A 13,523-nucleotide genomic window follows, 5' to 3' on the forward strand; every position below is an offset into this window, starting at 1 on the left:
TCGACGGGCTCACCGTCACCACCGGCCCGGGCGTCACCGGCCTGGTCGGGGCCAACGGGGCGGGCAAGTCGACGCTGATCAAGATCCTGCTGGGGCTGCTCCCGCCCACGGCCGGCGGCGCGCGCGTGCTCGGCCTCGACGTCACGACACGCGGCGCCGACATCCGCCGGCTCGTCGGCTACATGCCCGAGCACGAGTGCCTGCCGCCCGACGTCTCCGCCACCGAACTGGTCGTCCACCTCGCCCGGATGTCCGGGCTCCCCCGCACGGCCGCCCGGGAGCGGGCCGCCGACGTGCTGCGCCACGTCGGGCTGGCCGAGGAACGCTACCGTCCGATCGGCGGCTACTCCACCGGCATGAAGCAGCGCGTCAAGCTCGCGCAGGCGCTCGTCCACGACCCCAAGCTCATCCTCCTGGACGAGCCGACCAACGGGCTCGACCCGCGCGGGCGCGACGAGATGCTCACCCTGATCCGGCGCATCGGCGCCGAGTTCGGCATCAGCGTGCTGGTCACCTCCCACCTGCTCGGCGAGCTGGAGCGGGTGTGCGACCACGTGATCGTCATCGACGCCGGACGGCTGCTGCGCTCCTCGGCGATCGGCGAGTTCACCCAGGCGACGCGCAGCGTCACCGTGGAGGTCGACGAGGGCACCCAGGCGCTGGCCGAGCGGCTGGCCGAGCTGGGCCACGGCGTCGCCCCGCACGGCCGGATGCTGCTGGTCGAGGTCACCGGCCCCGACACGCTCGACGCCATCCGCGACGCGACCGCCGACCTCGGCCTGTGCCTCATCCGGCTCGAACGCGGCCGGCAGCGCATCGAGGACGTCTTCAGGGAGACCGCTGGTGTCTGAGATCTACGACATCGGATACCGCCACTACGACGGCCCCCGCCTCGGGCGCGGCCACACCACCCGGGCTCTCGCCGTCCACAGCCTGCGCGGCGTGTTCGGTCTCGGCCGCCCGGCCCGCAGCAAGCTCGTGCCGTTCTCGCTGGCCGCCATCATGGTGCTGCCCGCGATCGTGTCCATCGCGATCATGGCGCTGATGCGGCGCGCGGGCATGAGCTACAGCGGCTACGCCGTGATCATGCAGGCCGTGGTGGCCATCTTCCTGGCCGCGCAGGCGCCCACGGTCGTGGCGCCCGACCTGCGCTTCCGCGTCCTGCCGCTCTACCTGTCGCGCCCGGTCACGATCACCGAGTACGTCGGCGCCAAGGTCGTCGCGATGACCGTCGCCCTCTACGCGCTGCTCGCGGTGCCGCTGACCGTGATGTTCGCCGGCGAGCTGCTGATCGACCTCCCCGGGCCGCCCCGCACCAAGGAATACGTGGGCGCCATGCTCACCGGGCTGCTGCTCGCGGTGCTGCTGGCGGCGTTCGGGCTCGCCATCGCCTCGCTGACCCCGCGGCGCGGGCTCGGCGTCGCCTCCGTGATCGCCCTCTACCTGCTGGCGTCGGCCTCCGTCCCGATCATGTACAGCACCCTGCTGTCCGCCGGCAACGACGCCGCCGCCCGGTGGGCCTGGCTGCTCAACCCGTTCTGGCTGGTGGACGCCGTCCAGGTGTGGGTGTTCGGCACGACGCCCAACTCCGAGGGCGGCTACCCCGGCGGGCCCGTGTCCTTCGTGATCGTGGTCCTGCTCATCGCCGCCGCCATGGCGGCGCTCGCGCTCCGCTACCGGAAGGCGGCCTCGCGGTGAAGATCGAGCTGGCGCAGGTCTCGCGCTGGTACGGCAACGTCGTCGCGGTCAACGACGTGACCATGACCATCGGGCCCGGGGTCACCGGGCTGCTCGGGCCCAACGGCGCGGGCAAGTCGACCCTGCTGCACATGATGGCCGGGTTCCTCGCGCCGTCGAACGGCACGGTCACCCTGGACGGCACCCGCGTCTGGAAGAACCACCAGGTCTACCGCCACATCGGCCTCGTCCCCGAGCGGGAGGGCGTCTACGGCTTCCTGACCGGCTGGCAGTTCGTGCTGTCGGCCGCCCGCCTGCACGGCCTGCCCGACCCGGTCGAGGCCGCCCGCAAGGCGCTGGCCACGGTCGAGATGGAGGAGCCCAAGGACCGGCGGGTCGAGACGTACTCCAAGGGCATGCGCCAGCGGGTCAAGGTGGCCGCCGCGCTCGTCCACGACCCGCCGGTGCTGCTGCTGGACGAGCCGTTCAACGGCATGGACCCGCGCCAGCGGCTGCAGCTCATGGACCTGATCCGCACGATGGGCGCCGCGGGCAAGACCATCCTGTTCAGCTCGCACATCCTGGAGGAGGTCGAGCGGGTCGCCCAGCACATCGAGGTGCTCGTCGCCGGCCGGCACGCCGCCTCGGGCGACTTCCGCGAGATCCGCCGGCTGATGACCGACCGGCCGCACCTGTTCCGCATCCGCAGCAGCGACGACCGGCGGCTGGCCGCGGCACTCATGCTCGACGACTCGGCGGGCGGGGTCTCGCTCGGGCCCGACGGGCTGGAGGTGCGGGCCGTGGAGTTCCGCGGTTTCGCCCGGCTGCTGCCCCGCGTGGCCCGCACCGAGGGCATCCGCCTGCACGAGGTCTCCCCCGCGGACGAAGACCTCGAAAGCGTCTTCTCCTACCTGATCAACCGGAGCTCCTGACATGAACACAGTGGTTGCCGGTATCACGTATCGAGCTTTGCTGGGGCGGCGGCGTATCGTGCTGCTCCTGCTTCTCCCCATGGCGTTGCTCGGGCTCGCGCTCCTGCTGCGGCTGCTGGGCAGCGACGACCAGCGCTCGACCATGCTGCTCATGCAGAACTTCGCCATCGGCACCATGCTGCCCCTGCTCGGCCTCATCGCCGGCACGGGCGTCATCGCCCCCGAGATCGACGACGGCACGATCATCCACCTGATGTCCAAGCCGATCTCCCGGCCGGTCATCGCGCAGACCAAGTTCCTCGTCGCGGCCTCGCTGCTGGCGCTCTTCGCCGCCGTCCCCACCTACGTCGCGGCCTGGCTGCTCGTGGGCAACGAGGACGCCATCGCGCCCGGGTTCGCCGTCGGCGCGCTCGTGGCGGGCTTCGCGTACGCGGCGGTCTTCCTGCTGCTCGGCGTGGTCACGCGCCACGCGGTGACGATCGGCGTCGTCTACGCCCTGGTCTGGGAGGGCCTGGTGGGCGGCTTCGTGCCGGGCGCCCGCAAGTTCTCCGTCCAGCAGTGGGCCCAGTCGATCGCCGACCAGATCTCCACCTCGCCGTTCCTCAAGGCCGACGTCACGCTCGGCTTCGCCGTACCGGCGCTGGTGATCGTCACGGTGGTGGCGGTCCTGTGGGCGGGACAGCGGCTGCGCGTCCTGTCCCTCACCGGCGACGAGTAGACCGCGGCCACGCATGAGAGAGGGGTACGGCTCAAGCCGTACCCCTCTCTCACTGCCTGGCTCAGGCGCAGGCCGCCCGCACCACGTCGGCCAGACGCTCGGCCACCTTGGTGGCCTGGTCCTCCGAGGACGCCTCGACCATCACGCGGATCATCGGCTCGGTGCCGCTCGGCCGGATCAGCACCCGGCCGGTGTCGCCCAGCTCGGCCTCCGCGTCGGCGACCGCCGACACGAGCTCGGCGGCCTTGGCCTTGCCCTTGTCCACGCCCTTGACGTTGATGAGCACCTGCGGCAACGGCGTCATGACCGAGGCCAGCTCGCGCAGCGAGCGGCCCGAGGAGGCCACCACCGACAGCAGGTGCAGCGACGTCAGCAGCCCGTCACCCGTGGTGGCGTGGTCCAGCATGATCACATGACCGGACTGCTCGCCGCCCAGGTTGTAGCCGTCGGCCTTCATGCGTTCCAGCACGTAGCGGTCGCCCACCGCGGTCTCCACCACGGTGATGCCCGCCTCGCGCATGGCCAGCTTGAAGCCCAGGTTGGACATCACGGTCGCGACCACGGTGTCCTTGGCCAGCGTGCCCTCGGCGTGCATCGCCGAGGCCAGGATCGCCATGATCTGGTCGCCGTCGACGACCGCGCCCGTGTGGTCCACCGCGAGGCAGCGGTCGGCGTCGCCGTCGTAGGCGATGCCGACGTCGGCGCCGCGCGAGATCACCACCTGCTGGAGCTTGTCCAGATGGGTGGAGCCGTGGCCGTCGTTGATGTTGAGGCCGTCGGGGCGCGCCCCGATCGCCTCCACCTGGGCGCCGGCCCGCAGCAGCGCCTCGGGCGCGACCATGTGGGCGGCGCCGTGGGCGCAGTCGACGACGACGCGCAGCCCGTCGAGCCCGCCGCGCATCGTGGCCAGCACGTGGCTGATGTACCGGTCGGCCTCACCGTAGGCGTCGCGCACCCGCCCGACGGCCGAGCCGACGGGAAAGCTCCAGTCCTCGCCCAGCCGCCGCTCGATCTCGTCCTCGACCGCGTCGGACAGCTTGAAGCCGCCGCGGGCCAGGAACTTGATGCCGTTGTCCGGCGCGGGGTTGTGCGAGGCCGACAGCATGACGCCGAGGTCGGCGCCGAGCGCCGCGGTGAGGTGGGCGACGGCCGGGGTGGGCAGCACGCCGAGGCGCAGCACGTCCACACCGGACGACGCGAGGCCGGCGACCACAGCGGCCTCAAGGAATTCTCCTGAGGCACGCGGGTCCCGGCCTACGACCGCTATCGGACGGCGTCCGGTAGCGGTGAACGCGCCGGCATCGCCGAGGACGTGAGCCGCCGCGACCGAAAGGTCCATGGCGAGCTCCGCCGTGAGGTCGCGTCCCGCGACCCCACGCACCCCGTCGGTGCCGAAAAGACGCGCCAATTTAGCGCTTGCTGTACTGCGGAGCCTTGCGGGCCTTCTTGAGGCCGTACTTCTTCCGCTCCGTGGCGCGGGCGTCACGGGTGAGGAAGCCGGCCTTCTTCAGCGGCGGGCGGTTGACCTCGACGTCCAGGATCGCCAGCGCGCGGGACAGGCCCATGCGCAGCGCACCGGCCTGGCCGGTCACGCCGCCGCCGTCGATGCGGGCGATGACGTCGAACGCCTCCTCCGCACCGAGCACCACGAAGGGCTCGTTGACGATCTGCTGGTGGACCTTGTTGGGGAAGTAGACGTCCAGCGAACGCCCGTTGATCGTCCACTTGCCGGTGCCGGGGACGATGCGCACGCGGGCGATCGCCTCCTTGCGGCGGCCGGTGCCGTACGAGTTGCCCGTGGTGACGGGCTTGCGCACGGGAGCGTCAGCGCTGGCAGCGGATTCGGTGGTGTACTCGGACGGGAAATCCTCGCCGGAGTAGTCCTCCAGCTCGGCCTCGACGGCCGTCTCGACACCGGTGGGCTCAGCCACGGTTCTCCTCTAACTCTTTCGAACTACTACTGGGCGATCTGGGTGATCTCGAACGGCACCGGCTGCTGGGCCTGGTGCGGGTGCTCGGACCCCGCGTAGACCTTCAGCTTCTTGGCCATCTTCCGGCCGAGGGAGTTCTTGGGCAGCATGCCCTTGACGGCCTTCTCGACGGCCTTGTCCGGCCGCTTCTGCATGAGCTCGCCGTAGCTCACGGAGCGCAGACCGCCCGGGTAGCCCGAGTGGCGGTACGCCTTCTTCTGCTCAAGCTTGTTGCCGCTGAGCGCGATCTTGTCCGCGTTGATGACGATGACGAAGTCACCCGTGTCGACGTGGTTGGCGAAGATCGGCTTGTGCTTGCCGCGGAGCAGGGTCGCGACGTGGCTGGCCAGCCGGCCCAGCACGACATCGGTCGCATCGATGACGTACCACTGACGCTGGACGTCGGCGGGCTTCGGTGAGAACGTGCGCACGGTCGTAGCCTTCTTTATGCTCGCGTCTTCGGCGCGCTGCCGGATGCGGCAGCGCTGGGGTCGGTCGGTGCGGGCACACGACGGCCCGGACCTTCCGTCTCCGCATGGATGGGAGATGACGCCGGACGCGCCGCGCATCGGTCACGCAGGACCTATGCACACAACGAACGATTAGGCTACCCGCCCTGAGGGGCGCAGGTCAAAAGACCGGTAACCTCGCACGATTCTACCCGACCGGCCGCCCGACCACAGAACGGTTCGATTTCGGTTCCCGGCAATCCCTTCTTTACCGCAGCCGCACATCTCTATCGTTGGTGGCGGTATGTGGCAGAGTTCTCACCCCCGGCACACCCAGCGGAGCGCACGGCGCCGGAGTCACCTGGGGGCGCTGGTCTGCCTCATGGCCGCGCTGTTCTTCGCGGGCGTGCTGCTGGGCACCCGGATGAGCGACGGCGCCGAGCCGACCGGGCACATCTACCTCAGCGAGACCGCGCCGCCCACCACCACCCCCACCCCGAAGCCGACGCCCAAGCCGGCGCGTCCCCGCGCCGACCGGATCCCCCGCGCGGTCACCACGGCCACGGCGATGCCCCGCGGGCGCAGCCGCGTCCAGCCCACCACCACACCGGACGGCGACCTCGTCCCCGGCTACACCGCCGGCGACCCGGTGCGCGTGCTCGGCGGCGACCCGGTCCTGCAGGTCTCGCCCGCCATGGCCGCGAAGGTCGTCAGCCTCACCAACGCCGCCCGCGTCCGGCGCGGCTGCGCCCCGCTGCGCGTCGACGGCCGGCTCACCAGCTCGGCCCGGGCCCACTCGACCGAGATGGCCCGCAGCGGCCGCTTCGAGCACGGATCGCCCGACGGCGCGTCACCGTGGGACCGCATGGAGCGCGCCGGCTACCGCGCCGGCGCGGCCGAGAACATCGGACGCGGCTACGCCTCGCCGGAGGAGGCCGTGCAGGGCTGGCTCGACAGCCGCGACCACCGCCAGAACATCCTCAACTGCCGCATCCGGGCCATCGGCGTCGGCGTCGTGTCCGGCCCAGGCGGACCATGGTGGACACAGGACTTCGGATATTCCTGACGGCCTCGCGGTAATCTCGCCCGCATGGGTTTTCCCGACGACAGCGAGAGCAGCACCACTCAGCGGCTCGCCGGCCGCTTCCGCAGGAAGCGTGACGACGCCCCTGAGCCCGAGGCCGCCCCCACCCCCGAGACGAGCGCCTTCGCGACCCCCGAGACCAGTGCCTTCGCGCGTCCGCCGTACCAGGACAAGGCGCCGGCGCAGCCCGCGCCGGTCGTCGAGGAGGCCCGGGGCCAGGAACGCCGCGCCACGTGGAGCCCTTACGCCGAGGGCCCGAAGTCGCGCGGTCCCCTCTGGTTCACCCTGGGCGGCGTCGCGGTGCTCGCCGCGCTCGTGGTCGGGCTGGTCATGATGTTCAAGGCCGGCGGCTCCGAGTCCACCGCCACCTCGCCGACCCGCACCTCCGCGCCGCTGCCGACGACGCCGCCCGGCAAGTTCGGCTACGCGACCGACCGGTCCACCGACCCCGAGCCGCTCACGGTCAAGGAGCTGTTCCCCACCAAGAAGTTCGCCGTGTCGGGACACTCGTACGAGATGACCATCACCAGCAAGCTCAAGAAGTGCGGCGACGGCGCGCTCGGCGGCAAGCTGCAGAAGGCCCTCAAGTCCGGCAAGTGCACCCAGCTCCTCCGGGCCAGCTTCCGCGACAAGGCCGGGAAGATCATCGGCACGGTCGGCGTGGCCAACCTCAAGACCGGCAAGAACGCCGCCAAGGTCGCCTCCGCCGGCAGCCAGACCAACTACGTCAAGCCGCTGCCCGGCAAGGACTCGGTCACCAAGCTGGTCGGCTCCGGCAGCGGCGGCGCCCAGGTGTGGGCGCACGGCCACTACGCGGTCATGATCTGGTTCCAGAACAAGGACGGCAGCAAGCCCGACAAGAAGAGCCAGAAGGCCATCATGGGCGCGGCCGTCGAGGTCACCAAGGCCACGGTGTTCAAGGCGCTCGACCAGCGCTCGCTGACCGGCCACCCCGCCTGAATCCCGCCTTTCACCCGACAAGGTCACAAAGCACTCACCTGATGCCGCCGGGAACGCCCATACCGCCATGACGATCTCCCGACTCTCGCTAGGCTCGCCCTTATGCGTGGCCAGGAACCTGGGTCTGAGCACGATCGCGGAGACGCCGGCGACCCGGCGGCGCCGGCGACGCCACCGCCGAGCTTCGGCCGGCCCGCTGAGCGACGCGCCCCCTCACCGCCGTCCCCGTCCCGTGAACCGTCCGACGTGACGGGGCGCGAGCGTCCCCCGTACACGTGGGGGCCACCGCCGCTGCCGTCGTCCGGCAGGGGGAGCGGGGAGCACGCGGCCACGCCGTCGCCGTACGGCGAGCCGCCCTACGGCGAGTCGGCTCATGGTGAGTCGACTCGTGGTGAGCCGGCTCATGGTGCTCCGCGCTACGGCGAGCCGGCTTATGGTGAGCAGCCCTACGGCGCGCCCGCTCATGGGCAGTCGCCCTACGGCGGGAGCGGGGAGCACGGGGTCGCGCCCGGGCACGGCGCGGGTGGCGGCCCGGCGGGCGCGCACCCGTGGGAGGTGCCCGGAGGAGACGCGGCCCCGTACGACTGGTACGCGAACCCCTCGGCCGCCGGCCACCCGGAGACTCCGGCCCCGCCGCATGCCGCGTATCCGGGCCCGCACTCGGGACCGAACCCGGCCCATCCCACACCTCCGCAGGGCCCCACCCCGGCTTTCCCCCAGGATGGCGCCTCGCCGTTCCCGCAGAGCACTGCCTCGGGATACCCCCAGGGTGCCGCCTCGGCGTTTCCGCAGGGCCCGGCCTCGGGGTCCCCTCAGAGCACTGCCTCGGGATACCCCCAGGGCTCCGCCTCGGGGTTCCCGCAGGGCGCCGCACCCGCCGACGACGCCACGCCGTGGGCCACCCCCGAGCCTGACTCCTGGACCACCGACCCGTCCGCCACCTGGCCTGCCCCCGAACCGGGTCCCTGGCACGTACCCGGCCCCCAGCCCTCCGCGGAGCCCCCGGCGAACGCACCGGGACAGCCGCTACCGCCGGCACAGACATATCCCGCGGCCCCGGCCAACTCGCCGACCACGCCACCCCAGGCCGCCCCACCAGGGCAGACAGGACTTCCCGCCCAGACAGGACTTCCCGGCAGGGCGGGACTTCCCGGCCAGGCCGGATCCCCCGCGTCGGCCGAACCGGTCAGCCCCAGCGGACCAGCCGACCAGACGGGGCCGTCCGCGCAGGGCGCATCACAGGAGCAGCCTCCGCCCTGGGCGGCCGATCCGGTGGTGCCCGGCGCGCCCCGCTGGGAGCCCCCGCCTGCCTTCACGGCCGCGGCGGCGGGCATGCAGGTGTGGCCCGCCCCCGTCGCCGACCCGCCCGCCATGCCGCCGTGGCCCGCCGCCACGGGCGAACCCGTGCCCGGCCTCGACAACGACGAGTCCCTCACCACGGACCGCCCGTCCCCGAACCAGCCGACACCGACGAGCCACCCCGGCCCCGGCGTTCCCAGCCCCGGGCCTGGCTTCGGCGCCTCTTCGGGCGCTCCCGCCTTCCCCGGCGCTCCCGGTGCGGGCCCGTTCGACCCCAACACCACGGCCCCCCACACGCTGGCGACTCCGTACGGCTCGGTCGGCCACCCCTCAGGCCCTCACCCCGCCGGTCAGCCTCACACCCCGGCTCCGCAAGGACCGGGCCGGCAGAGCCCGGCACCCCACGCGTCAGGACCGCAGGGCGCAGCTCCGCATGCTCTGGGACCGCAGGGCGCAGGCCCGCATGCCCTGGGACCGCACCACGCCGGCACTCACACCGCCCACACCCCGCCCCCACCCCCACCCGCCTTCGACCCCAACGCCACGCAGCCGGACGTGCTGGACCCCGACCTGACGGCCCCTCACCCCATCGAGGCCGGCCGCTCCCCCCGGCCGACCGGCGCGAGGACGAGCCCCTCAAGCACTCCGACGGGTCCCGGCGCTCCCCATGAGTCCGCCCAAGCCGGATCGCACACACCCGCGTCCGGCACTCCTCATGGACCTGCCCAAGGAGGGCCGGACACCCGGGTCCCGGGCTCCGCCCCCTCGGCTGCCCCGCACGCCCCGCAAGCCCCCCACGCCAAGGGCGCCGATCACGCTCCCGGCTCAGCTACGGCGGGTTGGCCCGTCGCCGACGCCAACGACACCATCCCCGCCGGCGCACACCCGCCCATCCCCGGGGAGACCGTCCCGCACCTGCCCCGCCCGGCGACCCCTGGCGCGACACCTCAGCCCCAGCCGCAGCAGGCTCACTCGCCGCAGGCGCAGCCGTCGCAGCCCCCGTCGTCCCACCGCCAGCCGCAGGACGGCCAGTCACCGGAGAGTCGTTCGCCACAGACCGGCTCTCAGCAGACCGGCCCCGCACAGGCCGGAGCACCCCAAACCGGAGCTGCCCAGACCGGGGCCCGCCAGGCCGGAGCCCCTCAGTCCGGAGCACCTCAGGCGGGGACGCCTCTGGTCGGCTCCCCGCAGGCTCCGCAGAGCGCCTCGGCCGGCGTCCAGCCCGGCGATCAGGCAAGCTCCTCCACGGAGCAGGCGGACCTCTCCACGCCCTCCGGCGCACCCGGCGACCCGTCACACCACCCCCACGGTGTACGCCCCGCCGAGCCGAGCGACGTCCCCGTCTGGCCACCCGTCGAGCACCACGGCCACCCTCAAGGTCCCACGGCTCCCCATGTACAGCCCGGCATCCCGCAGGCCGGTGCCGCCCATCACTCGCAGCCCGGTACCGCGGAGCACGGCACCCCACAGCACGGCATTCCACAGCCCGGCGGCACCGCGCAGCCGGGCGCCCCCGCTGGCGCCCCTCAGGCCACCACGCCCATGTCAGGGGGCCCGCACACCCCCGCCACACCTCCAGCGGCACAACACTCCCCCGGCGGAACTCACCCCGCCCCGGGCCAGCCCACCGCTGCCCACCCAGCTCCCCAGGCCACAGGCAACCCCGCGGCCGCCCACCACCCGAACGGCCAGACCGCCCAAGGCCCCACCCCTACAGGCCCAGCCGCTCAAGGCCCAGCCGCTCAAGGCCCAGGCGCTCAAGGCCCAGGCGCTCAGGGCTCAGCCACCCAAGGTTCGGCCACCCACGGCCCAGCCACCCCTGGACAGGGCTCCCCTGATCAGGACCCCCCTGGCCACACCACACCCGGCCAGGCGGCTCAGAACCAGACCGCACCCGGACAAACAGCCCCCGGTCAGGCAGCCGCCAACGGGCACGACCCCATCCGCCCACCCGGCGGCTGGCCGCCCCCGCCCCAGACCGAGGAACAGCGCCAGGAAGAGCAACTCCCCGAGTTGCCCTTCGGCCGCGACATCTGGGGCCGGCCGAACAACCCGCCGCCCCGCTCCCCCCTCTCGCCCGCGTCGTTCGACCTGCCCGCGTCGGCGCCGACGCGGATCGGCGGTCACCCGCTGGGCGCGTTCAAGCAGCCACCGGCGCCGCCCGCGCCCCCGGCCGCCCAGCCCAGCAAGGCGAAGCGAGCCGTCCTGGCCGTCGTCGGCGTTCTGGTCCTGGGCGGCGTCGCCACCGGCGGCTTCTTCGCGTACAAGTCGCTGAGCGGGCCCGCGTCCACGGTGGCCGGCAAGCGGCCGTCGGCGCCCGCCACCGCCTCCGCGCCGCCCTCGGCCGCGCCGACCGGCTCTGCACCGACCGGGTCGACGCCGACCGAATCCGGCCCGTCAGCGTCGCCCACGGCGAGCACGTCGGCGGATGTCCCGGCGGCGGCCATGCTCGACTCCGAGGCGACGGACAAGCGCAAACTGTCGCTGACCGAGGCGTTCCGGGACAAGAAGGTGGAAGCGGCCGGTGCCACGTTCTCCCGGGTCGAGACGGACCTGGAGAACGACTGCCGCAAGGCCGCCGCGGGACCGTTCGCCGAGGCCCTGCACGACCAGAAGTGCAGCAGGGTGCTGCGGGCGACCTACGTCGACAGCAAGCGTCGTTACGCGGTGACCAGCGGCATCGCGGTGCTCCCCACCAAGGACGCCGCCATGCGCGCCGACCAGTCCAAGAACCTGGGCCGCAACCTGTGGTTCCGCGCCCTCCCGGGCCCCGGCGGCTCCGGCGGCGAACGCGTGGACATCGCGGGCGGTTACGCGGCGGGCCTGGTGTGGGGGCGCTACATCGTGTTCAGCTACGCCACCTACGCCGACGGTCACACCCCGGCGGCCAAGGACCGGACGCTGGGCAAGGTGAGCGACGCCTTCCGCGACGAGATGTCACTCGTCCTGGAGCGCCGCATCTCCAACGGCTGACCTGTAACGACCCGCCCCGCACCTCGGACGGCCCCCGGACAGGCCGTTCGCACCGCCAACGGCCGACCTCGACACGGCCGCTGCCTGCACCTCTCGGGCAACAGCCGGCCTGCGTGAGGGCGCTGGCCTGTAGGGGGGTCCGGGCCGGTCAAAGGATGCCGGCCTGCCGAAGGTGCCGCCCTGTCAGACGGTGCCTGCCTGTGGGAGGGCCCTGGCCTGTAGGAAGACCGGCCCGTCAGAAGGTGCGGGTCCGCCAGAGGGTGCCGGTCCGTCAGAGGGTGCGTACGCGGCGCGTCGCGGCAGCCCGTACCGCCAGTTCCTCCACCGGCGGATAACGGACCTCCTCCAGGCACAGCCCGTGGGCGGGCGCGACGTGCACCCCGCTGTCCCGTACGGCCCCCGCCAGCACCTGTCCCGGCCACGCGACCGGCCGCCGGCCGTCGCCCACGGCCAGCAGCGCGCCCACGAGCGCCCGCACCATCGAGTGGCAGAACGCGTCGGCCACCACGGTGGCCACCAGCAGCCCGTCGTCCTGCCGCACCCACCGCAGCCGTTGCAGCTCGCGGATCGTGGTCGCCCCCTCCCGCTTCTTGCAGAACGCCGCGAAGTCGTGCTCGCCCAGCAGCCGCTCGGCGGCGGCGTTCATGGCGTCGAGGTCCAGCGGGCGGTTGTGCCACACGACCTCGCGCCGCCGCAGCGGGTCTCCCCCGCCGGGCGCGTCGCTCACCCGGTACGCGTACCGGCGGGACAGAGCGGAGAAACGCGCGTCGAAGCCCTCAGAAGCCACGGAGACCCGATGAACCCGCACATCCGGCGGAAGTACCCCGGCCAGCCGTCGCACGAGCGTGGCGAGCCGCTCGTCCACGTCCAGCGGCAACTCCTCGGCCGCCGCGTCCCCGTCGACCGCCGCCACCGCCTCTCCGTCGGCGGCCGGGCCCACGCCGTCCGAGGCGACCACGGGAGTCCCGGCATCCGCCGAACCCGCCCCCTCGCCGACGACCGATCCCGCCGGGGCAACCGGCCCTGCCTGGACAACCGGGCCTCCCGCGACAACCGCCCCTGCCTCGGCAACCGATCCGGCCTCGACAACAGATCCGGCCCCGGCACCCGGTCCGGCAGCGGCGCCCCCACGGCGGCGGTTGCGGTCGAGCTCCGACAGGCACCCCACCGCGACGTCCACGTGCGCCACCTGGTGCCGCGCGTGCACCCCGGCGTCGGTCCGCCCCGCCACCGTCAGCGCGGGTGGGCCGGCGAGGCGCAGGATCCGGCCGAGCGCCTGCTCGATCTCCCCCTGGACGGTACGCCGCCCCGGCTGGCGGGCCCAGCCGGAGAAATCGGTGCCGTCGTACCCGAGGTCGAGGCGGAGCCGTACCACGAGTTACCTCCCCGAGCCGCGCACCAGCACGGCAGAAGTCACCACACGACCACGCAAACGCGAAACGGGCCCGGCACCCCGTGAGG

General features: G+C 73.0%; 10 protein-coding genes and 2 pseudogenes. 7 read left to right on the forward strand and 5 right to left on the reverse strand.

Going from position 1 to position 13,523, the window contains the following annotated elements; all coding sequences use genetic code 11:
- Positions 1-38 precede the first annotated feature (38 nt).
- The 4 genes and pseudogenes from HD595_RS11495 to HD595_RS11510 all read left to right on the forward strand — a co-directional run.
- Positions 39-851, forward strand: a pseudogene (locus HD595_RS11495) (ABC transporter ATP-binding protein); the annotation flags it as partial.
- The gene (locus HD595_RS11500) at positions 844-1,698 is read left to right on the forward strand and encodes an ABC transporter permease (protein WP_253768367.1); all 855 of its coding nucleotides are present in this window, start codon (positions 844-846) and stop codon (positions 1,696-1,698) included. The pseudogene HD595_RS11495 and the gene HD595_RS11500, both read left to right, overlap by 8 nt.
- Positions 1,695-2,609: an ABC transporter ATP-binding protein gene (locus HD595_RS11505; RefSeq protein ID WP_253768369.1), complete on the forward strand. Its 915-nt coding sequence runs from the start codon at positions 1,695-1,697 to the stop codon at positions 2,607-2,609. The genes HD595_RS11500 and HD595_RS11505 overlap by 4 nt, the downstream gene beginning before the upstream one ends.
- A gap of 58 nt (positions 2,610-2,667) precedes the next feature.
- Positions 2,668-3,327 (forward strand): ABC transporter permease subunit, encoded by a 660-nt coding sequence (locus HD595_RS11510; protein WP_253768371.1) that lies wholly within the window; start codon positions 2,668-2,670, stop codon positions 3,325-3,327.
- Positions 3,328-3,388: 61 nt separating this feature from the next.
- On the opposite strand, the gene glmM is transcribed toward HD595_RS11510, so the two are convergent.
- From glmM to rplM, 3 genes are read right to left on the reverse strand one after another with little or no spacing between them, the layout of a single operon-like run.
- On the reverse strand, positions 3,389-4,735 hold the full coding sequence (glmM, locus tag HD595_RS11515) for a phosphoglucosamine mutase (RefSeq protein ID WP_253768373.1): 1,347 nt from the start codon (positions 4,733-4,735) through the stop codon (positions 3,389-3,391).
- Position 4,736: 1 nt separating this feature from the next.
- The gene (gene rpsI, locus HD595_RS11520; RefSeq protein ID WP_113700205.1) at positions 4,737-5,258 is read right to left on the reverse strand and encodes a 30S ribosomal protein S9; all 522 of its coding nucleotides are present in this window, start codon (positions 5,256-5,258) and stop codon (positions 4,737-4,739) included.
- 26 nt (positions 5,259-5,284) lie between these two features.
- Positions 5,285-5,728: a 50S ribosomal protein L13 gene (gene rplM / locus HD595_RS11525; protein WP_253768375.1), complete on the reverse strand. Its 444-nt coding sequence runs from the start codon at positions 5,726-5,728 to the stop codon at positions 5,285-5,287.
- Positions 5,729-6,050: 322 nt separating this feature from the next.
- On the opposite strand from rplM, the gene HD595_RS11530 reads away from it, so the two are divergent.
- The 3 genes from HD595_RS11530 (at position 6,051) to HD595_RS11540 (ending at position 12,062) form a co-directional block, all read left to right on the forward strand.
- Positions 6,051-6,812, forward strand: coding sequence for a CAP domain-containing protein (locus HD595_RS11530; protein ID WP_253768377.1), 762 nt, complete (start codon positions 6,051-6,053; stop codon positions 6,810-6,812).
- A gap of 24 nt (positions 6,813-6,836) precedes the next feature.
- The gene (locus HD595_RS11535; RefSeq protein WP_253768379.1) at positions 6,837-7,790 is read left to right on the forward strand and encodes a hypothetical protein; all 954 of its coding nucleotides are present in this window, start codon (positions 6,837-6,839) and stop codon (positions 7,788-7,790) included.
- Between the two features lie 3,312 nt (positions 7,791-11,102).
- Positions 11,103-12,062, forward strand: a complete 960-nt coding sequence (locus HD595_RS11540; protein ID WP_253768381.1) for a hypothetical protein — start codon at positions 11,103-11,105, stop codon at positions 12,060-12,062.
- Between the two features lie 271 nt (positions 12,063-12,333).
- Here HD595_RS11540 and HD595_RS11545 read toward each other — a convergent pair whose 3' ends face one another.
- The gene (locus HD595_RS11545; RefSeq protein WP_308211363.1) at positions 12,334-13,251 is read right to left on the reverse strand and encodes a tRNA pseudouridine synthase A; all 918 of its coding nucleotides are present in this window, start codon (positions 13,249-13,251) and stop codon (positions 12,334-12,336) included.
- A pseudogene (locus tag HD595_RS46695) lies at positions 13,230-13,437 on the reverse strand (tRNA pseudouridine(38-40) synthase TruA); the annotation flags it as partial. The gene HD595_RS11545 and the pseudogene HD595_RS46695, both read right to left, overlap by 22 nt.
- Positions 13,438-13,523: the final 86 nt, after the last annotated feature.

The sequence above is a fragment of the Nonomuraea roseoviolacea subsp. carminata genome, from assembly GCF_024172185.1.
In the GTDB taxonomy this organism is placed as follows: domain Bacteria; phylum Actinomycetota; class Actinomycetes; order Streptosporangiales; family Streptosporangiaceae; genus Nonomuraea; species Nonomuraea roseoviolacea.

Excerpts from the sequence above, each read along its gene's own strand:
- HD595_RS11530 (WP_253768377.1), top strand. The coding sequence starts at position 6,051 with ATGTGGCAGAGTTCTCACCCCCGGCACACCCAGCGGAGCGCACGGCGC.
- HD595_RS11535 (WP_253768379.1), top strand. The coding sequence starts at position 6,837 with ATGGGTTTTCCCGACGACAGCGAGAGCAGCACCACTCAGCGGCTCGCC.